Raw genomic sequence first — 26623 nt, 5'->3', positions numbered from 1 at the left:
ATGGGCATGGCCTCCGGAGCGGCACAGGGCGGCGGGCGCCGTCGGCGCGGCCGGCGGGGCGGCGCGATCAACGAGATCAACATGACGCCGTTCATCGACGTCGTGCTCGTGCTCCTGATCATCTTCATGGTCGCCGCGCCGATGATGACCGTCGGCGTGCCCCTCGACCTGCCGCAGACCAAGGCCGCCCCGCTCAACCAGGATTCGAAGCCCGTCACCCTGTCGATCCGCCAGACCGGCCAGGTCTTCCTCGGTGAGGACGAGCTCACCGACGACGCGATCGTCGCCAAGATCTCGGCCGCCGCCAAGGACGGCTTCGAGGAGCGGGTGTTCGTGCGCGGCGACAAGCGGGTCGATTACGGCCGCGTCGCCCAGGTGATGGCGATCGTGACGAGCGGCGGCTTCAAGAAGGTCGCCCTCGTGACCGAGCCCGACCAGCGTTAAGGGGCGGGGTTTTCGCCGTGGTGTTTCCCTTCGACAGGTCCGAGCCGGGCGTCTGGATCTCGGCCGGCGCGCACGTGGTGCTGATCGGGCTGGCGCTGTTTGCCGCCGCCTCGCACGTGCTGCCGCAGGCCGACGAGGGCGTGCCGGTCGAGGTCATCACCGAGAACCAGTTCTCGGAGCTGACCAAGGGCCAGCGCGACGGCGAGGCCCCGGCCAAGAGCCCGCGCGCCGACCGGGTCGCCGACAAGCAGCAGGAGAACGACCCCGGCGAGGCCAAGGCCAACGTGCCGACCCCGCCGACGCGTCCGCCCGAGATGAAGGTCGCCAACGCCGAGGAGATGCCGGTGCCGCCCCTGCGCCCGGCCCTCGAGCAGCCCGAGCCGCCCCCGATGCCGCCGGCGCGCCCCGACACCGCGAAGGCCGATGCCGAGAAGGCCGCCGCCGCGGCTGCGGCTGCCGCCGCGAAGGCCAAGGCCGACGCCGAGGCGCGCGCCGAAGCCAAGGCCGAGGCGGAGCGCGAGGCCAAGGAAGCCGCGAAGGAAGCCGCCAAGGAAGCTGCAAAGGCTGCCGCCAAGGCGGCGGCCGAGAAGGCTGCGGCGGCTGCCGCCAAGGAAGCCAAGGCGGCCGCGGAGAAAGCCGCCGCCGAGAAGGCCGAGGCCGAGGCGATCCGGCGCGAGGAATTGGCCGAGGCCAAGGCCGCGGCCGAGAAGGCCGCCGCGGAGAAGGCCGCCGCGAAGGCGAGGGCCGAGGCCAAGGCCCGCGCGGAGGCCGAGGCGAAGGCGCGGGCGGAGGCCAAGGCGGAAGCGGAGGCCGAGGCGAAGGCTCAGGCCGAGGCCGCCAAGGCCCGCGCCGAGGCCAAGGCTCAAGCCGACGCCAAGGCGAAAGCCCAGGCGGAAGCGAAGGCGAAGGCCGAAGCCAAGGCCGAAGCGGAAGCCAAGGCCGAGGCTGAAGCCGAGGCGAGGGCGCAGGCCAAGGCGGAGGCCGAGGCCAAGGCCCACGCCGCCGCGGAAGCCAAGGCCAAGGCCGAGGCTGCCGCGAAGGCCAAGGCGGTCGCGGACGCGAGAGCCAAGGCCGCCGCCGAGGCCAAGGCCCGGCACCAGGCCGAGCTCGCCGCCAAGTTCAATTCGGGCGCGATCCGCGACGCGCTGGCCGCGCACGGGCCGTCGCAATCCACCGGCGCCACCGGCCGCGAGGTGCAGCGCACGGCAGCTTTGGGTGCTGCCACCGGCACGTCGCAACGCCTCAACCCGAGCCAGCGCGACGCCCTGGTCGGCCTGCTCCAGCAGCAGATCGAGCGCTGCTACTCGGCGCCCCCCGGCGCCTCCCAAGGCATCGTGCTGCCGCAGCTCGACATCCGCCTGAACCCCGACGGGTCCCTCACCACCGATCCGCGCATCCTGCGCGCCGGCGGCAGCGCGGTCGACCGCTCGATCGCCGAGGCCGCGGTGCGGGCGGTGCGGCGCTGCGCGCCGTTCCGCATCCCGTCCCAGTACGCCCCGTTCTACAACGACTGGCGGGTCATCAACGCGGAGTTCGAGCTGCCGCGGGCCTGATCTTCCGCCGCTTGGCTTCACAACACGACGGACGTCCCCTCCATGCACTCCCCCTCGCGATTGCGTCACGCGCTCGCCGCGCTCCTGTGGCTGTGCCTCGCCGCCGGCCTCGTGTCGGGCTTCGCCTCGCCGGCGCAGGCGCAGCTCAACCTGCGCATCGGCCCCGGCGGCGCCTTCCAGCCGATGCCGATCGCCATCGCCGACTTCTCCGGTGATGCCGGCCTCGGCCCGACCCTGTCGGGCATCGTGACGAGCAACCTGAAGCGCTCAGGCTACTTCGCGCCTGTGGAGAAGGCGCGCTTCCCCGAGAACCCGAACTTCGACGCCGCCCCGAACTTCGCCGCCTGGAAGGATACCGGCGTGCAGGGCCTCGTCACCGGGCGCGTCACCCGGGACGGATCGGGCCGGCTCAAGGCCGAGTTTCGGCTCTGGGACGTGCTGTCGGGCCAGCAGATGATCGGCCAGCAATATGCCGGCGACGGCGCCAACGCGCGCCGGATGGCTCACCTGATCTCGGACGCGGTCTACACCAAGATCACCGGCATCGGCGGCTTCTTCGACACCCGCGTCGCCTTCGTCGACGAGTCCGGCGCGAAGGAGCACCGCCGCAAGCGCCTCGCGATCATGGACCAAGACGGCGCCAACGTGCGCTACCTGACGAGCGGCGAGGCCTCGGTGGTGGCGCCGCGCTACTCGCCCTCGACCCAGGACATCACCTACATGTCGCAGGTCACCGGCCAGCAGCCGCGGGTGCAGGTGATCAACCTCTCGACCGGCTCGCGCCAGGTGATCCCGACCAATGCCGAAATGAGCACCAGCCCGCGCTTCTCGCCGGACGGGCGCCGCCTGGTGATGAGCGACCAGGACGGCGGCAATGCCAGCATCTACGTGATGGACCTCGCCTCGAAGGCCCAGACCCGGATCACCAACGCCAACGCCATCGACACCTCGCCGTCCTTCTCGCCGGACGGGCGCGAGATCGTGTTCGAATCCGACCGCGGCGGCCAGCAGCAGATCTACGTCATGGGCGCCGACGGCTCGAACCCGCGCCGTTTGTCCTTCGGCGACGGCTCGGCCTCGCAGCCGGCCTGGTCGCCGCGGGGCGACTACATCGCCTTCACCCGCCAGCGGAAGGGCTCGTTCGCGATCTGCATCATGAAGCCCGACGGCTCCGGCGAGCGGGTGCTGACGGAGGGCTTCCACAACGAGGGCCCGACCTGGGCGCCGAACGGCCAGTACGTGATGTTCTTCCGCGACCCCGGCGGTCAGGCCGGCGGCAAGCTCTACATGGTCGACATCACCGGCAAGGTCGAGCAGCCGGTCCCGACGCCGTCCTACGCGTCGGACCCGACCTGGTCTCCGCTGATCGACGCGCAGCAGAAGTGAGGGGAGGGGCGGCCCCATCGAAAGCGGGCCGGCTCACTCATCGCTGATAGCGCCCGGCTCTGAACGAAAAATCCCACCCGTGATCCTCGCCATGAGGTTGCGGGTGGGATTTTTCGTTTCGTGTTCCTCGGCATCATCCCGAGTTCCGCCACGCGGCATCGGGACGGTGATGAGGAGTGGTGGCCCAGTCGGGATACGCACGGACTGGGCGCGGCCGCGCGACGAAGTCCATCGAGACATCGCCGGGAGTACAATCAAACAGTCAATCGCCTGGAGCGCGCGGAGGGCCGCGAAAACCCGCCGCGCGATCCCTCCGCTACTCGAGGCTGAGCGCCACGAACCGCACCTCGCCGTCCTTGTTGGAGACGAGGAGCAGCGCCGACTTGCGGCCGTCCTTCTTGATCTGGTCGATGCGCCGGGTGACGTCGGCCGGCGAGTTAACCGCCTCCTGGCCGACCTCGACGATGACGTCGCCCTGCTGGATGCGCTTGTCGGCGGCGTTGGAATTCGGGTCGACCCGGGTGACCAGCACGCCCTTGACGCTGTCCTTCACCCCGAACCGTTTGCGCGCCTCGTCGGAGAGGTTGGTCAGGTTGAGGCCGAGCGCCTGGCGGGTGACGTCGGCCTCCGGCTGCGGCCGGCTGAGGTTGGCCTGCTGCTGCGGCTTGTCGCTGTCCTCCAGGCGGCCGAGGGTGACCTGCTTGGTCTGCTCCTGGCCCTTGCGGACGGTGGTCACGTCGACGACTTTGCCGACCGGGGTCGAGGCGACGATGCGGGGCAGGTCGCTCGAGCTCTTGACGTCGACGCCGTTGAACTTGGTGATCACGTCGCCGACCTCGAGGCCGGCGGTCTTGGCCGGGCCCTTGTCGTCGACGCCGGCGATCAGCGCGCCGCGGCCGCCGCCCTTGAGGCCGAGCGCTTCCGCGGTGGTGTCGTCGACGTTCTGGATCCGCACGCCGAGCCAGCCGCGGCGCACCTCGCCGAACTGGCGCAGCTGGTCGATCACCGGGCCGGCCGTGGCGGTGGGCACGGCAAAGCCGATGCCGACCGAGCCGCCTGTCGGCGACAGGATCGCCGTGTTGATGCCGATCACCTCGCCGTTCATGTTGAACAGCGGACCGCCCGAGTTGCCCTTGTTGATGGCCGCGTCGGTCTGGATGTAGTTGTCGTAGGGACCGGACTCGATGTTGCGGCCCCGCGCCGAGACGATGCCGGCCGAGACCGAGCCGCCAAGGCCGAACGGGTTGCCGATCGCGATCACCCAGTCGCCCGGCCGCATCTTCTCCGAGTCGCCGAGCGGCACCGACTTCAGCGGCCGATCCGGATCGGGCTTCACCCGCAGCACCGCGAGGTCGATCTTCGAGTCCTTGCCGACGATCTCGGCCTTCAGCTTGCGGCCGTCGTGCAGGATGACCTGGATGTCGTTGGCGTCGCCGATGACGTGGTTGTTGGTGACCACGATGCCCGACGAGTCGATGATGAAGCCGGAGCCGAGGGAGTTCGAGCGGCGCGGCGCCCGCGGCTGGCTCTCGCCCCCGCCCCCCTGGCCGCGGCGGTTGAAGAATTCCTCGAACAGGTCCTCGAACGGGGTGCCCTGCGGCAATTGCGGCAGGGTGCGGCTGCGCGTCTCGACGGTGGTCGAGGCCGAGATGTTGACCACCGCGTCCGTCACCTGGTCGGCGAGGTCGGCGAGCGATTCGGGCCCCTTGGCCAGGGCGACGCCCGGCAGCGACGCGGTGCCGACCGACAGGGCCAGCAGGGCCCCCGCGAGGGCGGGCAGGCGCCGTCTCGCGAAGGCGGGGTTACGGCGCGAGGAAGCGGCCATCTGGGAACCTCGTTGGGCAGGATCGTCGTAGCGACACGGTGCGGCCCGGCGCGCGGGCGGGGAGGCGGCATTCCGCTTGCCCACGCCCGGTCCGGGACACCCCCGGCGACCGGGCCGGGAGCGTTCCTTAAGATCGTCTCCCGGCGGACCGGTTCAAGTCCCGGCCGACCGCCAGGGATGCCTTCGAGGATGTCTTCGAGACTGTCTCGGGGCTCACGCCTCACCCGAGGAGGAGCCGGACCACGCCGACCACGACGACGCCGGCGGCGGCCGAGAGCAGGCCGACGAGGCGCATCCGTTCCATCGGGGTCTGGGAGGCCTCCTGCATCGCCCGGCGCATCGCCGCCGGGAAGGCGGCGCAGAGCAGGCCTTCGATGGCGAGCGCGAGGCCCAGCGCGGCGACGAGATCCTTCACGGCAGACGACCGCCCTGCCGCGAGAGGGCGGTCCCCCCGTCCCGCTGCCCTGTTCCCCCCTGCGGTCGCATTGTCTCGTTCTCCGCGGCCCGGCCGGCCGCGGGGCCCGCCGTCACAAAAGCGCGCCCCGCCGGGGCGGGGCGCTCAGGTCTGGTCACGTCTCGGATCCGCCGCGGCGGGGAGAGCCGCCGGCCTACTGGCCGGCTGCCGGGGCCGCGGCGGGGCGGGCTCGGCCCTGCGGATCATTGAAGTAGCGGAAGAACTCCGAGCCGGGGCTGATCACCAGCCGGGTGTCGCTCCCGCTCAGGCCCTTCTCGTAGGCCTGCATCGAGCGGTAGAAGGCGAAGAAGTCCGGGTCCTGCCCGAAGGCGTCGGCGAGGATGCGGTTGCGGTCCGCCTCGCCCTGGCCGCGGAGCTGGTCGGCCTTCTGGTTCGCCTCGGCGATGAGCACCGTCACGTCGCGGTCGGCCTTGGCCTTGATGGTCGCCGCCACCTGGGCGCCGTTGGCGCGCAGGTCCGCCGCCTCGCGCTCGCGCTCGGTGCGCATCCGCTGGTAGACCGCCTGCGAGTTCGCCGCCGGCAGGTCGACGCGGGTCAGGCGCAGGTCGATGATCTCGATGCCGAGATTCTTCGCCTGGCGGTTCACGTCCTCCTGGATGCGGTTCATCAGGGCCTCGCGCTGGGTGCGCACGATGGCGTCCCGCGAGGCGCTGGCGAGCACGTTGCGCATCGCCGCGTTGGTGAAGCTCGACAGGCGCTGGTTGGCGACCTGGACGTTGTTCACCGACTGGTAGAAGCGCAGCGGATCGCTGATCTTGTAGCGGGCGAAGGCGTCGACCTCGAGGTTCTGCCGGTCGGCCGAGAGCACGGTCTGCACCGGCAGGTCGAGGTCGAGCAGGCGCTTCTCGAACACCGTCACGCTCTCGAAGAACGGCAGCTTGAAGTACAGGCCGGGCTTGTCCGTGCCGGCCTGGTTGAGCACGGTGCGCACCCGGCCGAATTGCAGCACCAGCGCCTGCTGGGTCTGGCTCACGGTGAAGGCCGAGGCGTAGATCAGCACCAGGACGAGGACGCCGAGGACCACGAGGCCGGTGCGAAGGACGTTGCCGTTCATCGCGCGCTCCCCTGGGCCGGACGGGCGGCGTTGGCGAAGTCCTGGAGCGGCAGGACCGGCAGCACGCCGGCAGCAGCCGCGCCGGTGCCCGCCGCGCTACCCTGATCGATGATCACCTTGTTCACGCCGCCCAGAACCTTCTCCATCGTGTCGAGGAACATCCGCTCGCGCGAGACCGCGGGCGAGAGCTTGTAGGATTCGTAGACCTCGCGGAAGCGCGCGGCCTGGCCGGTCGCCTCGGCGGTGGCCTGGGCCTTGAAGGCCTCGGCCTGCTGCATCACCTGCGAGGACCGGCCTCTGGCCTCGGGCACCACGCGGCTGGCGTAGGTCTCGGCCTCGTTGCGGGCGCGGGCGGCGTCCTGCTGGGCCGCGTTCACGTCGACGAAGGCCTGGCGCACCTCGGAGGGCGGGCTGACGCCCTGGAGCTGGACCACGTTGATCAGCACGCCGGCGCCGTAGGAATCGAGCCCCTTCTGGATGATCTGCTGCACCTCCTGCGCCACGCTCGACTGCTCGGTGGTGAGGATCGCCTGGATCTGGCGCCGGCCGACCACCTCGCGCATCGCGCTCTCGGCCACCGACTTGATGGTGCCCTCGGGGTTCTGGAGGTTGAACACGAAATCCTCGGCCTTGGCCGGGTTCACCCGCCACTGCACGTCGAAGTCGATGTCGACGATGTTGTCGTCGCCGGTGAGCATCAGGCTCTCCTCGGGCACGTCCCGGGAGCGCTGGGCGCCGACGCCCGAGCGGTAGCCGACCTGGATGCTGCGCGACTCGCCGACATTCGGCTTCACCACCGCGCCGACCGGGTAGGGGAAGTTGTAGCGCAGGCCCTCGCCGGACTGGCCGGTGTAGCGGCCGAACACCGTGTTGATGCCGACCTGGCTCGGCAGCACCGTGTACCAGCCGGTCATCAGCCACAGCACCAGCACGACCAGCACCGCCAGGATCGCGCCCTTGGAGCCGACCGAGCCGCCGCCGGGGATCAGGTTCTTCAGCCGGTCCTGGCTGCGGCGCAGCAGGTCCTCGAGGTCCGGCGGCTGGTTGCCGCCGCCCGAGCCGCCGCCCCCGCCCCAGGGGCCACCGCCCCCGCCGCCGGAACCGCCGCCCCAGGGACCGCCGCTATTGCCGCCGCGGTTGCCCCAGGGACCGCCCCCGTTGCCGCCGCCGCCACTGCCGCCGCTCTGATTGCTCCAAGGCATGCTCGCCCACGTCCTTTCCCGGCCGGCACGCCCCGCGCTGTCTCTCGCGTCCCGCGCGGCACTCGCACTGCTCTGGTCTTGCTCCCCTGCGATATCGGCCGAGCCTCACGCGAAAGCAACCACCGGCGCCGGGCGAATTCTCAAGGTTTCTGGGGGGCAGCGGGAGTTCCATCGCCGCACCCGGGAACTTGAGATGGTTTTGCTCTCTCGGACGTATCGTGCCCTGCGTGACGGTCGAGCGTCACGAACCGGAAGCCGTGCTCGTCCTCGGCGCCGGCCGGGTGCGCCTCCGAGTCGACCTCGCGGAACGCCGCCGGGACCGGGGGAAAGCGCGCGTCGCCGTCGGGCGACGCATCGACCTCGGTCAGGTGGATCCGGTCGGCGTGCGGTAGGGCGAGGGCGTAGATCTCGGCGCCGCCGGCCACCATCACCTCCTCGGCCGGGCCGGCGAGCCGCAGGGCCTCGTCCCATCCGCCGGCCCGCTCGGTGCCCGGCGCCCGCCAGGCGGGATCGCGGGTCAGCACGATCACGCGGCGTCCCGGCAGCGGCCGGCCGATCGAGTCCCAGGTCTTGCGCCCCATCACCACCGGCTTGCCCATGGTGAGGGCGCGAAAGCGCCGCAGGTCGCTGCGCAGGCGCCAGATCAGCGCGTTGTCGCGGCCGATGACGCCGTTCTTCGCGACCGCGACGATCAGGGTGACGCGGGGAGGGGACATTCTCAGACCGCCACCGGCGCCCGGATCGCCGGATGCGGGTCGTAGCCCTCGATGGCGATGTCGTCGTAGCGGAACTCGAACAGCGAGCGCACCGAGGGGTCGAGGCGGAGCCGCGGCAGCGGGCGGATCGGGCGGGAGAGCTGCTCGCGGGCCTGGGCGAGGTGGTTGGAATAGAGGTGCGCGTCGCCGAGCGTGTGGACGAAGTCGCCCGGCGTCAGGTCGAGCACCTGCGCCATCATGTGGGTGAGGAGCGCGTAGGAGGCGATGTTGAACGGCACGCCGAGAAACACGTCGGCCGAGCGCTGGTAGAGCTGGAGCGAGAGCCGGCCGTCGGCGACGTAGAACTGGAACAGGCAGTGGCAGGGCGCGAGCGCCATGCGGTCGAGGTCGGCCGGGTTCCAGGCCGAGACGACGAGGCGGCGCGAATCGGGGTTGCGGCGGATCTCGTCGAGCACCCAGGCGATCTGGTCGACGCTGCCGCCGTCGGGCTTGGCCCAAGACCGCCACTGCCGGCCGTAGACCGGCCCGAGGTCGCCGTGCTCGTCGGCCCACTCGTCCCAGATCGTCACGCCGTTCGCCTGCAGGTAGGCGACGTTGGTGTCGCCGGCGAGGAACCACAGGAGCTCGTGGATGATCGACTTCAGGTGCAACCGCTTCGTCGTCACGAGCGGGAAGCCTTCCGCGAGATCGAAGCGCATCTGGTGGCCGAACACTGACAGGGTGCCGGTGCCGGTGCGGTCGTGCTTCTCGACGCCGTCGTCGAGGATGCGCTGGAGGAGGGCGTGGTAGGGGCGCATGGCGGACATCCTCCGCGTGACAAAACGGCCCGGGGCGCCGTGCGGCGCCCGGCGGGCTTGCAGGGGCTGCGCGGCCGGAGAGGCGGTTGCCCGATCCGGCCGCGAGCCCGGCAGGATAACGCGGGCGGAGCCGGAATCGCAGCGCCCGGGACGCGGAATCAGCCGGTACTCCACACCCGCGCCAGGATCACCGCGCCGTTGCTGGCCGCGTGGAGCGCGACGCACGGCCACAGGCTGCCGGTCCACAGCCGCATGACGCCTAAGGCCACCCCGAGCGGCAGGACCGAGACCGGCTGGAGCAAGCCGTTCTCGGCGTGGCAGAGCGCGAACACCACCGCGCTGACCGCGACCGTTGCGGCAGGCGACAGGAGCCGCGCCAGGCGTCCGAACAGCTCGCCGCGAAACAGCATTTCTTCCGCCAGCGGCGCCAGCGCCACCAGCCACAGGACCCAGGTCCAGAGTACCCCGCCGGCGAGGAACGGCGACAGCCGCCAGGCCTGGACCGGCGACTGGCCCGACAGCACGAGGAGCAGGGCGGTGCCGGCGACCTGGAGCGGCGGCCAGAGCAGGATCAGCAGCACGGCGCGCCGCGGCAGGGCGGGACGGGCGAAGCCGAGGGCCGTCGTCGCCCGGATCCGGCCGGCGAGGACGAGGAGCGCGAGCATCGCGTGCGGCAGCACCGTCAGGGCGAGCAGCGCCCTCTCGCTCCCGCTCAGGGACGGGAACGGCAGCAGGCCGGGCGGCGGGGCCGGCAGGCGACCGATGGCCGCGACCGCGCCGAAGGCCAGCCCGAACGCGGCGACTTGCAGCAACAGCGCCCATACGCTCGCGGCGGCGACGCGGGGCCAAGAACGCAGCCAGGAGCGCCCTTCGCAGGCTCCTGCGGCGGGCGCCGGCGCATCACATCGCGAAAGGGCCACAGAATGGCGCGCGGCGGGCTTCAAAAGCGGCACGGGACCCTCTATATTCGCCTTGCCGGTCGCGAGGCCGGCTATGGCGATAAACGTTCTTCGGAATAAACCTATCGGACCCGGGGGCGGTACCCGGCGCCTCCACCCAAGTCCGGAATGGCCCGTTCGGTTCGGGCTTCGGCGGGGGCGAAATAGGATCGACGAGGGCGTAAAGGTTGAGCTTTCGCTCGGCATGGTTCCGCCGTTATCGGGCCAATGCAATAGTTGCCAACGACAACTTTGCTCCGGTGGCGGTGGCCGCGTAAGCGGTCCCCAAGACCAAACGAAGTCCTAGCGGGTAGCACCGCATAGGCGGGGTTCGGAGGCACCTGGCAACAGAAGCCTCCACTCGAATTCTCTTCCCGCGAGCGATGCGGCGCCAGGCAACGGTTGATGGCAGACGATCTGATTCGCTACGATCTCCTGGTGCAGGATGCCCTGCGCAACGTCGTGCGCAAGGTGCTGGGCGATGCGGCGCGCGACGGCCTGGCCGGCGAGCATCACTTCTACGTCTCGTTCCGGACCGACTATCCCGGCGTGCGGGTCTCGCAGCGACTGCGGGAAAAATACCCGCAGGACATGACGATCGTCCTCCAGCACCAGTTCTGGGACCTCGGCGTGACCGAGCACACCTTCGAGGTCGGGCTGTCCTTCTCCGGTGTGCCGGAGCGGCTGCTGGTGCCGTTCGAGGCGGTGACCGGCTTCTTCGACCCGTCGGTGCAGTTCGGCCTCAAGTTCGAGCTCAACGACGGCACGGCGACCAGCGAGGACACGGCGCCTGCCGGCACGACCTCCCTGCGGGCGATCCGCGGCGCCGGCTCCGAGCCGAGCGAGGCTCTGCCGAAGGTCCCGACGATCGGCAGCAACCTGCCGAAGATCGTACCCGCCGCGAAGGCCGAGCCCAAGCCGGCGGCGAAGGAGTCTTCCGCCAAGGACGATCCTGCCGCCGAGCCGAAGGCCGACGAGGCCGGCGAGCGCACCGACGCCCCGCAGGAGGGTGCCTCGGTGGTCAGCCTGGACGCATTCCGCAAGAAGAGCTGAGCCGGAGGGCTCGAACGCTCGCCGATCGGCCGGCGGCGTCCCCGACGGATTCATACCTGCCTCGATCCGGATCAGCCTGGATCGAGGCCGCTATACGTTGGCGCCGTTCCGGCGATCGTTGCCGCTCCTAGGAGAAGGCGTCTCACGGTTTCTCGTGCGGCGATCCCGGCCGCTCGGTGCGGTGCCTTCGCCATCGCCCCCGACTTAAGGCCTCCTCGACGTGAAGCGCGGCTTCGCTCGAGCCTCGAATAGGGGGTCGAACTCGGCCCTACCGGGTTCGTCCGTCGAGCGCCCAGGCTCGGCCCTTGCCGGTGACGGTCCCGTTCAGTGCGGCGGACCGCCCGGATCCCGCGAGTCGATCGTGGGCTCGTAACGTTGGGCTTCCGGCTGAAGGGCCTGTGGCCCATCCGCGACCGTCTCCTTTTCTCCATCTCTCCCGGCCTGCGCGCGGGGGGCAAGCGCGTGCGACTATGCTCGCGCGCTTTCCCCTCACGTCCGCTCCGCCACCGTCTTCCCCCCGTGCTTCTGGCGCAGGGCGTCGATCTGCTCCTCCGCCTGGCGGAAGGCGGCGAGGCTCGGGCCGGTCAGCTCTCTGGCGCTTGGCAGGCGGATCTTCATCGGGTCGACGAAGCGGCCGTTGATCGCGACCTCGTAGTGGACGTGCGGGCCTGTCGAGAGGCCGGTGGTGCCGACCGCCCCGATCACCTGGCCGAGGCGGACGCGGGCGCCCGGCGCGATGCCGCGAGCGATCCGGGCCATGTGGTTGTAGGCGGTGGTGTAGCCGTTGGCGTGCTGGATCTCGACCCGGTTGCCGTAGCCGGAGCGGGCGCCCGCCGATACGATGGTGCCGTCGCCCGTCGCCATGATCGGGGTGCCGCGGGTCGCCGCCCAGTCGACGCCGTTGTGGGGCCGGGAATAGCCGAGGATCGGGTGCAGGCGGGGACCGAAGGGCGACGAGATCCGCCCCTCGGCCACCGGCCGGCGCATCAGGAACTTCTGACTCGAGCGGCCGGTCGGGTCGAGGTAGTCGACCTCGGACGAGCCCGGAACCCGGTAGCGGTAGAGGCCGTAGGTGTCGTCGTGGATGCGCAGGCCCACGTAGAGCAGTTCCGGCTTCGCATCCTCGTCCTCGGTGAAGAACAGTTCGGCCCGGTCGCCCGGCGTCGTGCGCTGCTGCAGGTCGGTGGAGGTCGCCAGCGCCATGACCATCTCCTCGATGATCGGGCGCGGCACGCCGTTCTTGAGCGCCGTGCCGTACAGGCTCTCGTAGAGGGTGACGCCGGACTCCTCGTCGTCGTCCTTCGTGCTGCCCGGCCGGGGCGGGGCCACCGAGACGAAGCCGCCGCGGTCGTTGGTCGCCACGATCTCCTGGATGCCGTCCTCGCCGTAGAGCGTGACCCGGGCGATGCCGCGGCTCTCGTGGGCATGGCCGTCGCCCTCGGGGGCGATCAGCAGGCGCACGTGCTGGCCCTCCGGCAGGTCGTCGCGTGCGCGTGGGCTCAAGGCTCCCAGGAGGGCGGCGAGCCGCGCCGGCTCGGCGCCGTTGCGCTTGAGGAGATCGGCGAGGCTCTGGTCCTTGGCGAGCACGAGGTCGCGCTCCTCGACCAGCCGGGCGCCGTCGCCGCCGGTGCCGGTCTCGGCGATCTCGGTCAGGTTCTCGGGGAGGATCCGGACCTCGATGTTGCGAAAGCGCGCCTCCAGCCCGGGATCGTCGGGGAGGGCCGCAGGCCGCAGGGCCCGGGAGAGCAGGCGCTCGGCCGGGAAGGCCGGCGGCAGCGTCCCGCCGGCGAGCGTCCGGGTCTCGGCCACCAGGGAATCGACCTCGGCATCGCTGAGGGCCGGCGCGTCGTCCTCGACCGTCGCCTCGCTGAGTGGGCTGCGCACCAGGGTGACGGCGGTCTCGGCCGGGTCCGAATCGCCCTCGGGGGCGGCGGGCGCCTCGATCCGGGCGCTGCGCAGGGGGTCGAAGGGCGGCACCGGCACGTCGGGCGCGCGCAGCGGTAGCTCGGTGGCGATCTGCACGTAGGCGTGGACGCGAATCACCTCGCGCTCGCCGGCGCGCTCGGTCATCGGCGCCTTGAAGGCGGTCTTGGCCGCCACGATCATCTCGTCGCGCACCAGCCGGTCGCCCTTGCGGGCGACGTCGCCGGCGGCGCCCTCGCCGTGAGGGGGCAGCGCCCGTTCGGGCGGCGTCGCCACCACGCCGTCGGCGGCGGCGAGGTAGAGCGCGACGCCGATCAGCCCGGCGCCGGTGATGCCGGTAAGGAGGCTGCCGGCGAGCCAGCGCAGGTTGAGGGCCTGCCGCGGCGGCCGCGACGCGGCGCTGGTGCCGGAGAGGGAAGGCGCGTCGACGAAAGCGGACAACGAATCGGGCCCTGGACCAGGCGGAGGGAAGGGACCGCCCTTGGCGCCGAAACCGTGACCGTTTTGAGACGCGAAGGCTCTTCGGCTACTCCGCCGCCGCGCGCGGCGCGTAGCCGAGGCGCCCGTTCAGCTCGGCGATCAGCTCGGCCGCGGCCTCGGCGATGACGGTGCCGGGCGGGAAGATCGCCGAGGCGCCGGCCTGGCGGAGCGCCGCGAAATCCCCCGGCGGGATCACGCCGCCGACGACGATCATCACGTCGGGCCGGCCGGCCTCGTCCAGCGCCCGCTTGAGTTCCGGCACCAGGGTCAGGTGGCCGGCGGCGAGCGACGACACGCCGACGATGTGGACGTCGTTCTCCACCGCCTGGCGCGCCGCCTCCTCGGGGGTGGCGAAGAGGGGGCCGATATCGACGTCGAAGCCGAGATCGGCGAAGGCCGAGGCGATCACCTTCTGGCCGCGGTCGTGCCCGTCCTGGCCCATCTTGGCGACCAGGATGCGCGGGCGGCGCCCATCCGCCTCCTCGAAGGTCTCGACCAGCCCGCGCACCCGCTCGACCGCCGCCGACATGCCACCCATCTCCCGCTTGTAGACGCCCGAGATCGCCCGGATCTCGGCCCGGTGCCGGCCCCAGGCCCGCTCCAGCGCCTCCGAGATCTCGCCGACCGTGGCTTTTGCCCGCGCCGCCTCGACGGCGAGGGCCAGCAGGTTGCCGCTCCCCTTGGCGGCTTCCGTCAGGGCCGCGAGCCGCGCCTCGACCGCCTGCCCGTCGCGCTCGGCGCGCAGGCGCTTGAGCTTGTCGATCTGGAGCGTGCGGACGTTGCCGTTGTCGACCCGCAGGAGGTCGATCGCCCGGTCGCCGTCGGGCTTGTAGCGGTTGACGCCGACGATGACCTGCTGGCCCGAGTCGATCCGCGCCTGGGTGCGGGCCGCCGCCTCCTCGATGCGCAGCTTCGGGATGCCGGCTTCGATCGCCTTCGCCATGCCGCCTAAGGCCTCGACCTCGCGGATATGGGCGGAGGCGCGCGCGACCAGATCCTGCGTCAGCCGCTCGACGTAGTACGAGCCGCCCCACGGATCGATGATCCGCGTCGTGCCGCTCTCCTGCTGGAGGAAGAGCTGGGTGTTGCGGGCGATGCGGGCCGAGAAGTCGGTGGGGAGCGCCAGCGCCTCGTCGAGCGCGTTGGTGTGCAGCGACTGGGTGCCGCCTTGCGTCGCCGCCATCGCCTCGAGGCAGGTGCGGGTGACGTTGTTGAACACGTCCTGCGCCGTCAGCGACCAGCCCGAGGTCTGCGAGTGGGTGCGCAACGCCAGCGACTTCTCGGATTTCGGCGAGAAATCCTTGACGAGCGAGGCCCAGAGCAGGCGCGCCGCCCGCATCTTGGCCACCTCCATGAAGAAGTTCATCCCGATCGCCCAGAAGAACGACAGGCGCGGGGCGAACTTGTCGATGTCAAGGCCCGCCGCCATCCCGGCGCGGATGTACTCGACGCCGTCGGCGAGCGTGTAGGCCAGCTCCAGGTCCTGCGTGGCCCCGGCCTCCTGCATGTGGTAGCCGGAGATCGAGATCGAGTTGAACTTCGGCATGTGGGCGGAGGTGTAGCCGAAGATGTCCGAGATGATCCGCATCGACCCGGCCGGCGGGTAGATGTAGGTGTTGCGGACCATGAATTCCTTGAGGATGTCGTTCTGGATCGTGCCGGCGAGCTTTTCCGGCGGCACCCCCTGCTCCTCGGCCGCGACGATGTAGAGGGCGAGGATCGGCAGCACCGCGCCGTTCATCGTCATCGACACGGTCATCTGGTCGAGGGGGATGCCCGAGAACAGCGTCCGCATGTCGTAGATCGAATCGATCGCGACGCCCGCCATGCCGACGTCGCCCGAGACCCGCGGGTGGTCGGAATCGTAGCCGCGATGGGTGGCGAGGTCGAAGGCGACCGACAGCCCCTTCTGCCCGGCCGCGAGGTTGCGGCGGTAGAAGGCGTTCGAATCCTCGGCCGTGGAGAAGCCGGCGTACTGCCGGATCGTCCAGGGCTGGGTCGCGTACATGGTGGGGTAGGGGCCGCGCAGGAACGGTGCGATGCCCGGATACGAGCCGGCGAGATCGAGCCCCGCGCGATCCTGCGGGCCGTAAGCCGCCTTCACCGGGATCCCTTCCGGGGTCATCCACGGTTCGGCGGCGGCCGCCACGGCCGCGGGGCTGGCGCCTGCGGCCGGCGCGAAGGCGATTTCCGAGAAATCCGGGATGCGGGTCATCGGCCTGCGGCTCTCGTTGCTGGCGTTCCTTGCCGATGACTTATAGGCGCGGGTGCCGCTGCGGCCAATGGGCCGAGGGGAGGGGGCGCGATGATCGGCGCGCCTACTCGCCCCCCGCCACTCGGCCGCGGGCCCGCGCCCGGACCCAGTCGCGCCGCCGCTGATCAGCCTTCGACGCGGCCGCCTCCCGCTCCGCCGGCACGGTGGCGTAGAAGTCCGCGACCGCGACGCCGCCATGGATGCGCTGGCCGCGGCCGGCCTCGTCACGCAGCCGCCAGCAGCCGAGCGCCTGGCGCTCGCCCTCGCTCCGGGCGCGGGTGCAGGCCTCCGCGCGGGTGTTGCGGGGCGAGGCCTCGGCGCTGCCCGCGAGGGCGGCGAGGGCGAGGGAGCCGAGGAGGACGAGAGCGCGCGAGGACGGCTGCGGCTTGCGGAGCATTCCGGACCTTTCGTATGGGGAACGCCCTGAGCCTAGAGACCCGCGCCCATGCCTGCAACCTTACCGGGTCCCCGGCCGGACAGTGCGGCGCGGCTGTGGGCGCCGCTCGCCCGGTTCTCCGCCCTGGACGCGCGCCTCGGCGAGCGGGCGCGGGCCCGCGGCCCGGTCGCGGCGGGCCTCTACGAGTTCCTGCGCTTCGGCGCGAAGCAGGGCTGGGCCTGCCTGTTCGGCGGGGCGCTGTGCGGGCTGATGATCGTCACCCACCTGGCCTATCCGCCCGGCTTGGCCCTCGCCCGCTACGATTTTCTGACCCTCGCGGCAGTCGCGATCCAGGTCGCGATGCTGGCTTTCCGCCTCGAGACCTGGGAGGAGGCGCGGGTCATCCTGGTCTTCCACGCCGTCGGCACCGCGATGGAGCTGTACAAGACCCAGATGGGCTCGTGGCTCTATCCCGAGCCGAGCTGGCTTCGCCTTGCCGGCGTGCCGCTGTTCAGCGGCTTCCTCTATGCCAGCGTCGGCTCCTACCTCGCCCGGGTGTGGCGCCTGTTCGATTTCCGCTTCACGCGGCATCCGCCGCTCCCGGCCCTCGTCGTCCTGTCTCTGGCGATCTACCTCAACTTCTTCACCCAGCACGTCGTGGCCGACCTGCGCCTGGTGCTGTTCGCGGGGGCGGTCGCCCTGTTCGGCCCGGCGGTCGTGCATTTCCGGGTGTGGCGGGTGCATCGGCGCATGCCCTTGCTGCTGGGCCTGCTCCTCGTCACCCTGTTCATCTGGTTCGCCGAGAACATCGGCACCGCGACGCGCGGCTGGATCTACCCGCACCAGGCCGCCGGCTGGGCGGCCGTGTCGCCGCAGAAGTTCGGCTCGTGGTTCCTCCTGATGATCATCTCCTACACGCTGGTCGCCCTGGCGAGCCGGCCGAGAGCGTTCGCCGCGACGCTCCCCGAGCCGAGCGCGGCCATTGACGCGGGTCCAGCCCGGCCCACTTCCCCGGCAGCGACGGCCGGCTCCATCCCGGCAAGTTCCCTTTCGGCAAGTTCCCTCTCGGCAAGTTCCCATCCGGAGTAACGACGACGGTGCCCGATCGCTTCCTGCGGGTCGCCCTGACCGCCGCCCTGGTGCTGCTCGCGCTGTTCGTCGCGCAGCCCTACGTCACGAGCCTGCTGTTCTCCGCCGACGCACCCCGGGCGGTGACGGCGCGGGGCGACCTCTCGCAGGCCGAGGCCTCGACGGTGGCGCTGTTCGAGCGCGCGGCGCCCTCCGTGGTCTACGTCTTCGCCCGGGCGCAGCAGGGCGCGGTGTCGTTCGACCCCGAGACCGGCGAGCGTCGTCAGGGCGGGGGCGAGCAGACGGGTTCCGGCTTCGTCTGGGACGCCGCCGGCCACGTCGTCACCAACAACCACGTCATCCAGGGCGGCGGCGACATCCAGGTCCGGCTCTCCACCGGCGAGGTGGTGCCCGCGACCGTGGCCGGCACCGACCCGAACTACGACCTCGCCGTCTTGAAGCTCGGGCGCGTGACGGCTGCGCCGCCGCCGATCGCCATCGGCACCTCCGGCGACCTCAAGGTCGGGCAGTTCACCTACGCCATCGGCAACCCGTTCGGCCTCGACCACACCCTGACGACCGGGGTGGTGAGCGCGCTCCAGCGCCGGCTGCCGACGGCCGAGGGACGGGAATTGTCCGGCGTGATCCAGACCGACGCGGCGATCAACCCGGGCAATTCCGGCGGGCCGCTGCTCGATTCCGCCGGGCGGCTGATCGGCGTCAACACGGCGATCTTCTCGCCATCGGGCGCCAGCGCCGGCATCGGCTTCGCGATTCCCGTCGACGTGGTCAACCGGGTGGTGCCGAACCTGATCCGCACCGGCCGCACGCCCAGCCCCGGCATCGGCATCGTGGCGGCGAGCGAGGAGGCGGCGGCGCGGTTCGGCATCGACGGCCTCGTGGTGGTGCGGGTGCTGCCGGGCTCGCCCGCCTCCCAGGCCGGGCTCCAGGGCGTCGATCCGGCGACGGGCGAACTCGGCGACATCATCATGGGGGTGAACGGCCGTCCGGTGCGGCGGCTGGCCGACCTCACGGCGGCCCTCGAGGCCTCCGGCGTCGGCAGCCGCGTGGCGCTCCAGGTCGAGCGCGACGGGCGGGCGATCACCCTCTCGGTCACCCCGGCGGATATGGGGCAGCGCCGGCGCTGAACGCCGCCCGTCGCCTCGCGGCACCGGACGCGCTATCCTGGCGCTGGATCCCGTCCTGGAGCCTGAACCCCCCCCGTGACCGCCCGCCTCCTCGCCGCCCTCGTCCTCGCGGCCGCCACCCTGCCGGCCGCCGCCGGCGAGCGTGCCGCCTCCAGGCCTCGCCTGTGCCCGCAGGACGCCCCGCCCGGCGTGCGCCTGCCCGACCGGCCCGAATGCCGCGAGGCGCCGCCGGCGGCCGCGCGGATTCCGGCCCCGGGCTTCGTCGATCTCGGCAACGGCACCTCGCTGCGGGTGAGCGGCCGCGCCGCCTTCGAGGCGGGCTACACCGGACGCTGAGTCGCACGCCTCCCGCGGTCGAGATCCGGGCCGAATCGCCCGTCGGGCAGCCGCCCCGCCGGAACTCTCACGCCCTCCCCGGCATTCGCTCCCCGAGCCGAGAGGGAGGGCGCGATGATCCTGGCAGCCTGCGAGGGCCGGCACTGGCAGTACGAGATCGTCGAGCATGCCGACGGCTACGTCGTGCGGATGCGCGACCTCGACACCGGCGACATCGAGGCCGACGGGGCCACGGTGTTCCGCACCATGCCGGTCGCTTTCGCCTTCGCCGAGATGTCCGCCGCCTTCGACCGCTTCACCGCCTCCACCGACGAGGAGCCGGACGACGCCCAGATGGCGACCGACTTCGCGGTGAGCGAGCAGGTCTTCTGCGATCTCAGCAGCCGCCTGAGCGACGGCGGGATCGCCGGCAGCCTGGTCCAGGCCTGGGAGCGCCAGCCTGCGGACGGGCCGCGGCTGACGCTGCACTGATCCCCAACACCCGGATCCTCACGACCCGAGCCGCCTGAGCACGTCCCGCGCCGCCCGCTCGCCGTCGAGCGTCGCCCCGCCCACCGTCATCGCGCCCCCGCCCGCGGCGGCCTCGCCGGCGAAGTAGATCCGCTCGGCCACCGGCACGTGCAGGGCCTCGCGGGCGGCGAGGTGCCCGGGCCGGGCGATCGAGTAGCTGCCGCGGGAGAACGGATCCGTCCACCAGGCGGCGAGGCGGCCGGCGGTGATGGCCGGGCGGATGTCGCCGCCGAACACGCTCGCGAGGTGGTCGGTGGCCGCCGCGAGCGCCGCCGCCTCGCCGGCCTCGCACAGGGCGCGGGCGCCGTCGCCGCCGCAATGGAGCACCGCCAGCGGCTTCCCGAACGGCTGCATCTCCAGGTAGGCGGTGAGGCCGGGCGTGCCGCTTCTCAGGATCACGGCGTCGCGCAGGTCCTGCGCCCCCAGGTCTTGGGTTCGCAGATCTTGGGTTCGCAGGTCTTGGGTTCGCAGCTTGGCGAGATCGAGGGCGAGCCCGATCTTGGTGTAGGCGCCCATCGTCAGCCCCGCCACGGCGTCCGCCATCGCCGCCGGCAGGTCGGGGGTGAAGCGAAGCGAGCCTGCGGCCAGCACGCCGACCGGTACCGTCACGACGGCGCAGGCCGCCCGCAGGGTTCCGCGGGGCGTCTCGAGAGCGACGCCCTGGCCGCGCCAGTCGATCGCCGTCACGGGCGTGTCGAGCCGCACCGGCAGGTCGGCGTAGTGGCCGGCCACCAGGGCACCGTAGCCGTCGACCCAGATGTCGTCGCTGGACCAGAGCTGGTCGTAATCGGCAGTCGAGACCCGGTCCGGCTCCTCGCCGAGGGTGAGGCGGGTGAGCCCGGTGGCGGCGGCCCGCGCCGCCTCGTCCTCGCCGGCCACGGCCTGCGCCACCGAGCGATCCGGCCCGGCCGGATGGTCGAGGAGCGCGCTCACCCGGCCGAAGCCCGACCGGCGCTGGCGCCGCTCGGCCTCGCTCGCCCGGACGCCGTCCTTTACCAGCACCGGCCAGGGGCTGGTGGCGTCGTCGCTGGTGCGCACCTTGGCTGCCAGCGCGATCTCGCGCCACGGGTTGCGCTCGGCCCAGTGCACGTATTGCCCGCCGGCATCGAAGCTGCGGCCCGGCCCGAGCGCCGTCTCAGTGAAGGCCCGCCCGCCGATGCGGTTGCGCGCCTCCAGCACCACGACGCTGTGGCCGCTCTTGCGGATCGCCGCCGCGGCGGCGAGCCCGGCGGCCCCCGCGCCGATCACCGCGACGTCGGCATCCGCCGCGGCGCGGGCCTTGGACGACGCGGCGAGGATGGCCGCCCCGGCCAGCAGGGAGCGACGCGACAGCGTCATCCCGGTTCTCCGTCTGTAAGCTCTATGGCTCCTCAACTCGGTGAAGGCGGGGCATCGGCAAGGCTTGCGCGGCGAAATATCGCCCGCTTGTTCGACTCAGCTCTCGTCCGACGTACGGCATTCCAGTCTCACGCCCGCCCGACGAACGCCATCCGCCCCTGGTTGTGCCCGAGGTTTCGCGGCATCCGCTCCGCCGCGAAGCCGGCGGCTTCGAGCCGAGCGAGCATCTCGGCCTCGCCGTAGCGCGCGAGCCCGAGATTCCGGCGCAGGGTGCGGTAATCCGAGACCAGGGTGCGGGCGAGGCCGAGCAACGCCGCCAGCAAAAAGCCGTCGCGCCGGGCGAAGGCGAGGAGGGCGGTCGCGTCCGCGACGGCGCCGAGCTGCGGCGGGATCACGTCGGCGAGGATCAGGCGACCGCCCGGCCGCAACAGGCGGTGCCAGTCGCGCAGGCAGGCGTCGAGCTCGGCTGTTGTGAGATACTGCGCCAGGGAATTCGCCACCACGAGATCGAGGCTTGCCCCGGGCAGCGCCGCGACCTCATCGGGCGACAGGACGGTGATCGTCGGCTCGTCACGGAAGCGGCGGGCGAGGGCGTCGCGCTGGCGCGGGGAGGCGTCGCAGAGGAGGAGCCGGCCGCAACTCCTCGCGACGTGGTCGGCGGACAGGGCTTCGCCGCAGCCGTGGTCGAGGACGACCGCGCCCGGATGCGGCACCAGGGCGGCGATTTCCTGCGCGAGCCCGGCATAGTGCCGGGCCTTGTGGCGCGCGTTGACGTAGATCGGCGTATCGCGGTCCCAGAACTCGCGCCAGGAGGAGACCACGTCGATCCTCTCCCGCACGGCGTGGGGCGGCGTCAGCCGCCGATGAACAGGACCGAGATCGCCCGGTCGATCGAGAGATAGAACACCGCGAAGGCGACCGCGCCGGCGAGCGCGAACTCGGCGGCGTCGTTCGGCAGGGCGCGCAGGTCGCGCAGGGTCTCGCGGCCGTAGACGGCGCCGAGCCAGGCCAGCGTCAGCACCACCGGCATCGCGAACAGGAACGACCAGGTGCTCTCGACGCGGCTCGCCATCGGGTCCATCAGCGCGCGGATGTTGCGCACCCACGGCGCCTGGGTGGCGGCGGCCAGCGTGGTCACCCAGGCCAGCCCGACGGCAATGCCGAGATGGGTGGTGAAGGTGCGGTGCAGGCGCGAGAAGCTGTCGGTCGCGGCGTGGTCGGTCACTGGGCAAGCCCCGAATTCGCGGCCCCGCGACGATCGTTCATCGTCGTCGCTCCAGGGCGGTGGACGGCCGGGAGAATCGGCCGCGAGTTCGGGTTTTTTGTGGCTGCGACCGGAACCGGGCGCAACCTTTTTCCGAGCTATGCGTTGCTGCCTTTCGTCTCGCGCATGAGGCTGACGAAACGGTCGAACAGGTAGTGGCTGTCCTGCGGGCCCGGCGAGGCCTCCGGATGGTGCTGGACCGAGAAGGCCGGGCGGTCGGTGAGCGACAGGCCGCAATTCGAGCCGTCGAACAGCGAGACGTGGGTCTCGACCGCGTTCTCCGGCAGGCTCTTCGGGTCCACCGCGAAGCCGTGGTTCATCGAGACGATCTCGACCTTGCCGGTGGTGTGGTCCTTCACCGGGTGGTTGGCGCCGTGATGGCCCTGGCTCATCTTCACCGTGCGGCCGCCGAGCGCGAGGCCCATCAGCTGGTGGCCGAGGCAGATGCCGAAGGTCGGGACTTTCTTGTCGAGGAGGGCGCGGATCACCGGCACGGCGTACTCGCCGGTCGCCGCCGGGTCGCCCGGGCCGTTCGACAGGAAGACGCCGTCGGGCTTGAGCGCCAGCACCTCGTCGGCGCTCGCGGTCGCCGGCACGACGGTGACGTCGCAGCCCGCCTTGGCGAGAAGCCGCAGGATGTTGCGCTTCACGCCGTAATCGATCGCCACGACCCTCAAACCCTCGCCAGCCGCCCGGCTGCCGTAGCCGGCGGGGTGCTGCCAGGAGGTCTCGCCCCAGGTGGTGGAGGCCTTGCTCGTCACCGGCGGCACGAGGTCGAGGCCTTCCATCGGCGGCAGCGCGGCGGCCTTGGCCTTCAGCGCCTCGCGGTCGAAGCGCCCGTCCGGGTCGTTCGCCAGGATCGCGTTCGGCATGCCGCGGTCGCGGATGAGCGCGGTGAGCGCGCGGGTATCGACGCCGGTGATGCCGACGATGCCGCGGGCCTTGAGCCAGCCGTCGAGGTGGCGCGAGGAGCGCCAGTTCGAGGGGTTGGTGACGGCGGACGCGATCACCGCGCCGCGCACGCCGGAGGCCGGGGCCGCGTCGAGGCTCTCCAGGTCCTCGTCGTTGGTGCCGACATTGCCGATGTGGGGGAAGGTGAAGGTGACGATCTGCCCGGCATAGGACGGATCCGTGAGGATCTCCTGGTAGCCGGTCATCGCGGTGTTGAAGCAGACCTCGCCGGCGGCCTCGCCGGTGGCGCCGATGCCGAAACCCTCCAGGACCGTGCCGTCGGCGAGCACCAGCAGGGCGGTCGCGACGGGCTCGGCCCAGCCTTCGGGTTGCGCGGGGGCGGCCGCGTCGTCTTGCAGCATCATCGTGATCTCGCTTATGTCGCGGCCGGGCATGGCCGACGGGCGCGGCCGGCTGTTTACGAGGCCGGCGGCGACCCGGTCAATCTGGGGGTGCCCCGGTATCCCCTCAAGTGCCCCGCCTTTCAAGTGCCTTGTAACACACGACAACACCAGGAGACCGGCATGCTGCGCCAGCGCCTCACCGCCGAGATGAAGGAGGCCATGAAGGCCGGCGACAAGGCGAAGCTCGCCACCGTCCGGCTGATCCAGGCCGCCCTCAAGGACAAGGACATCGAGGCCCGCGGCCTCGGCAAGGAGCCCCTGGGCGAGGAGGAGATCTTCTCCCTGCTCCAAAAGATGATCAAGCAGCGCAACGAGTCCGCGACGGTCTACGACCAGGGCGGCCGGCCCGAGCTCGCGGAAGGCGAGCGCGCCGAGGCCGCGATCATCGCCACGTTCCTGCCCCAGCAGATGGACGAGGACGAGACCCGCGCGGCGATCCAGGCTGCCATCGCGGAGACCGGCGCCGCCTCGCCGAAGGACATGGGCAAGGTCATCGCCGCGCTGAAGGGGCAGTATGCCGGCCGGATGGACTTCGCCAAGGCGAGCGGCCTGGTGAAGGGGATGCTGGCGCAGGCCTGATCCGGGGCGCGGCGGGGTCGTCTCCTGCGGACGTGACGCCGGGACCCCGCACCCCCTCGGCGCCCGTTCGAGCCGGCTGCGCCGAGCGAGGGGATGACGGCAGGGGAGCCCGGCCCGCCCAGGCATGGTCCCGGGCTCCGCTGCCCGCCACGCCGCCTGATCGGTGCCGGTGCGCTGCCGCAGGGTCTTACAAAGAGATCTTTATCCTATTGTCGTGCGAAGTTTGAGGCGGTGACGACACTGTCTGGAACCCATTCACGAGCACTTTCGTCCCCGCGCGATCACTTATGATGATTAGGCTTTCGTTAGGATAAATCCTGTTTCCTCGGCCGGCCGGCGACTGGAGTCTCGGCGATATCCGGTATCGGGGAGTGTGCGGTGAGGTCGTTGTTGTCCATCCGGGCCCTGGTGCTCGGGATTGCGCTCGCGCTCGGCGCGATCGTCGGCGCCATGACGCTCGACGGGGTGGTCAAGGCCTGGAACGGCCACCGCGACGCCGTGACCGTCGCCGCCGCAGCGAAGCTCGACCAGCGCATCCTCGAGGCGATGCAGGTCTTCCGCTCCGAACGCGGCGACACCGCCGCGACCTTGAGCCTGTCGGGCGAGCAGGCGGCGGCGATGCGCAAGCTCATCGACGGCCATCGCGGCCGCGTCGACGGGGCGATCAAGGCACTCCTCGCCGCGCCGGCCGACCTCGACGTGCCGGGTCTGACCGAAACGCTGAAGGACCTGGAGGCCGCCTATCGCGACCAGCTTGCCCTGCGCGGCGTGGCCGACGCGGCCTACGGCCTCGATGTCGGCGCCCGCGACAAGGCGCTCGCGCCGCGGGTGCTCCAGACCGGCGACGCGGTCCTGGCGCGGCTGGAGCGGGTCTCGGCCGCGCTGGCGCGGCAGATGGGCCATCTCGACCCGGAGACCCGGGTGCTGACCGGCGTCAAGAACAATGCCTGGGCGACCCGGGCCACCGCCGGCTCGCTCGCCGTGGTGGTCAACACCGTCCTGTCGAGCCAGAAGCCGCTCACGCCCGAGCAGGCCGAGGCGGTGCAGGTGCTGCGCGGCCGCTACGAGGCGACGTGGAAGCTCGTCGAGGCCGCGACGGCCGACCTGCCGCCCCGCATCGCCGAGGCGGTGACGGCGGCGCAAGGCGCCTACTTCACGCCCGAGGTGACGGCGACGATCCAGCGCAACCTGCGCGCCTTCGCCCCCGGCGCCGAGCCCGCCATGGCCCTGCCCGAGTGGCAGAAATTCGTCACCCCGAAGCTCAACACCATCGTTGCGGTGGCGAACGAGGCCCTGGCCGTCGGCGTGCAGGCGGCGGACGCCGCGGCCGCGGCGGCGCAGGGGCGGCTCATCGCCAACGCGGCGCTGTTCGGGGCGGCGCTCCTGCTCGTGGCCCTGAGCTGCGCGGTGGGGCATTATCGCATCGCCGCGCCGATCCGGCGCATGACGCAGGCGATGCAGGCCCTGGCCGAGGGCGACGTGACCGTGACGGTGCCGGCGCAAGGGCGCCGCGACGAGATCGGCGCGATGGCCGCGACCGTGCAGGTGTTTCGCGACAACCTGATCCGCACCCGGGCGCTGGAGGACGAGACCGCGCTCGCCCGCGCCTCCGCCGAGGAGCAGCGCCGGGCCGGCATGCGCCAGATGGCCGACGCCTTCGAGCACGCCGTCGGCGGCATCGTCGGCCAGGTCGCGGCCTCGGCCACCGAGCTCCAGGCGACCGCCGCCGTGATGACGGACGGCGCGACCCGGACCGCCGGCCGCTCCACCGCCGTCGCCGCCGCCGCCGGCCAGACCGCCGAGAATGTCGGCACGGTCGCGGCCGCGGCGGAAGAGCTCGGCGCCTCGGTCCACGAGATCGGGCGCCAGGTCTCGGGCTCGGCCGCGCTCGCCCGCGCCGCCGTCGACGAGGCCGCCGGTACCGCCGGCCACATGCGCGAACTGAGTGAGGCGGTGTCGCGCATCGGCGACGTCGTCGGGCTGATCTCCTCGATCGCCTCCCAGACCAACCTGCTCGCGCTCAACGCCACCATCGAGGCGGCCCGCGCGGGTGCCGCCGGCCGCGGCTTTGCGGTGGTCGCCGCCGAGGTGAAGGAACTGGCCGGCCAGACCGCGAAGGCCACCGAGGAGATCACCGGCCAGATCGGCCGGATCCAGGGCAAGACCGGCGACGCGGTCACGGCGATCGAGGCGATCACCGGGCGGATCGCCGAGATCAGCCGCACATCGGTGGGCATCGCCGCGGCGGTCGAGGAGCAGGGCGCGGCGACCCAGGAGATCGTGCGCAACGTCGCCGAGGCGGCCTCGGGCACCACGGAGGTGACGCACACGATCACCGCCGTGGCGGGTGCGGCCGAGGAGACGGGGGCGGCGGCGACGCAGGTGCTGGCGGCCTCCTCCGAGCTGTCGCGGCAATCCGAGCAGCTCTCGGCCGAGGTGAAGCGCTTCCTCGCCACCGTGCGGGCGGCCTGACGCCCGCACCGGCACCCGCCAACCGAGGGACCGGCCGCCCCCGCGACCGGTCCTTCGAGCCGTTAGGACTCTGCTGA

Annotated in this window: 24 protein-coding genes and 1 other RNA gene; 11 read left to right on the top strand and 14 right to left on the bottom strand. The window is 71.8% G+C overall.

Annotated features, from left to right (window positions below):
- Genes ACS5PV_RS20655 through tolB form a run of 3 tightly spaced genes read left to right on the top strand, consistent with a single transcriptional unit; the run spans position 1 to position 3383 of the window.
- Positions 1-444 (top strand): ExbD/TolR family protein, encoded by a 444-nt coding sequence (locus tag ACS5PV_RS20655; RefSeq protein ID WP_455397217.1) that lies wholly within the window; start codon positions 1-3, stop codon positions 442-444.
- Between the two features lie 20 nt (positions 445-464).
- Positions 465-1997: a cell envelope integrity protein TolA gene (gene tolA / locus ACS5PV_RS20650; RefSeq protein ID WP_455397280.1), complete on the top strand. Its 1533-nt coding sequence runs from the start codon at positions 465-467 to the stop codon at positions 1995-1997.
- A 42-nt stretch (positions 1998-2039) separates the two neighbouring features.
- Positions 2040-3383: a Tol-Pal system beta propeller repeat protein TolB gene (gene tolB, locus ACS5PV_RS20645; RefSeq protein WP_455397216.1), complete on the top strand. Its 1344-nt coding sequence runs from the start codon at positions 2040-2042 to the stop codon at positions 3381-3383.
- A 316-nt stretch (positions 3384-3699) separates the two neighbouring features.
- On the opposite strand, the gene ACS5PV_RS20640 is transcribed toward tolB, so the two are convergent.
- The 7 genes from ACS5PV_RS20640 to ACS5PV_RS20610 all read right to left on the bottom strand — a co-directional run bounded on the left by ACS5PV_RS20640 (position 3700) and on the right by ACS5PV_RS20610 (position 10264).
- Complete coding sequence (locus ACS5PV_RS20640; RefSeq protein WP_455397215.1) at positions 3700-5208, bottom strand: DegQ family serine endoprotease; 1509 nt, start codon at positions 5206-5208, stop codon at positions 3700-3702.
- Between the two features lie 220 nt (positions 5209-5428).
- Entirely contained in the window at positions 5429-5623 is a 195-nt protein-coding gene (locus ACS5PV_RS20635; RefSeq protein WP_093571202.1) for a DUF2065 domain-containing protein, read from the bottom strand.
- Between the two features lie 193 nt (positions 5624-5816).
- Positions 5817-6737 carry a protease modulator HflC gene (hflC, locus tag ACS5PV_RS20630; protein WP_455397214.1) on the bottom strand — a complete coding sequence of 307 codons (921 nt, stop codon included), beginning with the start codon at positions 6735-6737 and terminating at the stop codon, positions 5817-5819.
- Entirely contained in the window at positions 6734-7939 is a 1206-nt protein-coding gene (gene hflK, locus ACS5PV_RS20625; protein WP_455397213.1) for an FtsH protease activity modulator HflK, read from the bottom strand. Before hflK ends, hflC begins: the two co-directional genes overlap by 4 nt.
- A 140-nt stretch (positions 7940-8079) precedes the next feature.
- Complete coding sequence (locus ACS5PV_RS20620) at positions 8080-8655, bottom strand: dihydrofolate reductase (RefSeq protein ID WP_455397212.1); 576 nt, start codon at positions 8653-8655, stop codon at positions 8080-8082.
- 2 nt (positions 8656-8657) lie between these two features.
- Positions 8658-9452, bottom strand: coding sequence for a thymidylate synthase (locus ACS5PV_RS20615; RefSeq protein WP_455397211.1), 795 nt, complete (start codon positions 9450-9452; stop codon positions 8658-8660).
- Positions 9453-9610: 158 nt separating this feature from the next.
- On the bottom strand, positions 9611-10264 hold the full coding sequence (locus ACS5PV_RS20610; protein WP_455397210.1) for a CPBP family intramembrane glutamic endopeptidase: 654 nt from the start codon (positions 10262-10264) through the stop codon (positions 9611-9613).
- 123 nt (positions 10265-10387) lie between these two features.
- On the opposite strand from ACS5PV_RS20610, the gene ssrA reads away from it, so the two are divergent.
- Positions 10388-10752, top strand: a transfer-messenger RNA (tmRNA) gene (gene ssrA / locus ACS5PV_RS20605).
- Between the two features lie 43 nt (positions 10753-10795).
- A complete protein-coding gene (locus ACS5PV_RS20600; RefSeq protein WP_455397209.1) occupies positions 10796-11443 on the top strand; it encodes an SspB family protein in 648 nt (215 codons plus the stop codon).
- 489 nt (positions 11444-11932) lie between these two features.
- Here the strand turns inward: ACS5PV_RS20600 and ACS5PV_RS20595 are convergent, their stop codons facing one another.
- The 3 genes from ACS5PV_RS20595 to ACS5PV_RS20585 all read right to left on the bottom strand — a co-directional run bounded on the left by ACS5PV_RS20595 (position 11933) and on the right by ACS5PV_RS20585 (position 16497).
- Positions 11933-13807 carry a M23 family metallopeptidase gene (locus tag ACS5PV_RS20595; protein ID WP_455397208.1) on the bottom strand — a complete coding sequence of 625 codons (1875 nt, stop codon included), beginning with the start codon at positions 13805-13807 and terminating at the stop codon, positions 11933-11935.
- 85 nt (positions 13808-13892) lie between these two features.
- Entirely contained in the window at positions 13893-16061 is a 2169-nt protein-coding gene (scpA, locus tag ACS5PV_RS20590; protein ID WP_455397207.1) for a methylmalonyl-CoA mutase, read from the bottom strand.
- Positions 16062-16164: 103 nt separating this feature from the next.
- Complete coding sequence (locus ACS5PV_RS20585) at positions 16165-16497, bottom strand: hypothetical protein (protein ID WP_455397206.1); 333 nt, start codon at positions 16495-16497, stop codon at positions 16165-16167.
- A gap of 48 nt (positions 16498-16545) precedes the next feature.
- On the opposite strand from ACS5PV_RS20585, the gene ACS5PV_RS20580 reads away from it, so the two are divergent.
- The 4 genes from ACS5PV_RS20580 to ACS5PV_RS20565 all read left to right on the top strand — a co-directional run bounded on the left by ACS5PV_RS20580 (position 16546) and on the right by ACS5PV_RS20565 (position 19499).
- A complete protein-coding gene (locus ACS5PV_RS20580; protein WP_455397205.1) occupies positions 16546-17565 on the top strand; it encodes a DUF817 domain-containing protein in 1020 nt (339 codons plus the stop codon).
- Positions 17566-17573: 8 nt separating this feature from the next.
- Positions 17574-18692, top strand: a complete 1119-nt coding sequence (locus tag ACS5PV_RS20575) for a S1C family serine protease (RefSeq protein WP_455397204.1) — start codon at positions 17574-17576, stop codon at positions 18690-18692.
- A gap of 75 nt (positions 18693-18767) precedes the next feature.
- Entirely contained in the window at positions 18768-19028 is a 261-nt protein-coding gene (locus ACS5PV_RS20570) for a hypothetical protein (protein WP_455397203.1), read from the top strand.
- 114 nt (positions 19029-19142) lie between these two features.
- Positions 19143-19499 (top strand): hypothetical protein, encoded by a 357-nt coding sequence (locus ACS5PV_RS20565; protein WP_455397202.1) that lies wholly within the window; start codon positions 19143-19145, stop codon positions 19497-19499.
- 18 nt (positions 19500-19517) lie between these two features.
- On the opposite strand, the gene ACS5PV_RS20560 is transcribed toward ACS5PV_RS20565, so the two are convergent.
- The 4 genes from ACS5PV_RS20560 to carA all read right to left on the bottom strand — a co-directional run bounded on the left by ACS5PV_RS20560 (position 19518) and on the right by carA (position 23453).
- Positions 19518-20876, bottom strand: a complete 1359-nt coding sequence (locus tag ACS5PV_RS20560) for a flavin monoamine oxidase family protein (RefSeq protein WP_455397201.1) — start codon at positions 20874-20876, stop codon at positions 19518-19520.
- 128 nt (positions 20877-21004) lie between these two features.
- Positions 21005-21697, bottom strand: coding sequence for a class I SAM-dependent methyltransferase (locus ACS5PV_RS20555; protein WP_455397200.1), 693 nt, complete (start codon positions 21695-21697; stop codon positions 21005-21007).
- 32 nt (positions 21698-21729) lie between these two features.
- A complete protein-coding gene (locus ACS5PV_RS20550; protein ID WP_455397199.1) occupies positions 21730-22101 on the bottom strand; it encodes a hypothetical protein in 372 nt (123 codons plus the stop codon).
- A gap of 137 nt (positions 22102-22238) precedes the next feature.
- Complete coding sequence (gene carA / locus ACS5PV_RS20545) at positions 22239-23453, bottom strand: glutamine-hydrolyzing carbamoyl-phosphate synthase small subunit (protein ID WP_455397279.1); 1215 nt, start codon at positions 23451-23453, stop codon at positions 22239-22241.
- Positions 23454-23615: 162 nt separating this feature from the next.
- Between carA and ACS5PV_RS20540 the strand changes: the two genes are divergently transcribed.
- Positions 23616-24074, top strand: a complete 459-nt coding sequence (locus tag ACS5PV_RS20540) for a GatB/YqeY domain-containing protein (RefSeq protein WP_455397198.1) — start codon at positions 23616-23618, stop codon at positions 24072-24074.
- Between the two features lie 390 nt (positions 24075-24464).
- Entirely contained in the window at positions 24465-26546 is a 2082-nt protein-coding gene (locus tag ACS5PV_RS20535) for a methyl-accepting chemotaxis protein (protein WP_455397197.1), read from the top strand.
- Positions 26547-26623: the final 77 nt, after the last annotated feature.

It is taken from the genome of Methylobacterium sp. Gmos1, from assembly GCF_053764715.1.
This window is presented reverse-complemented; position numbering and strand designations above follow the sequence as displayed.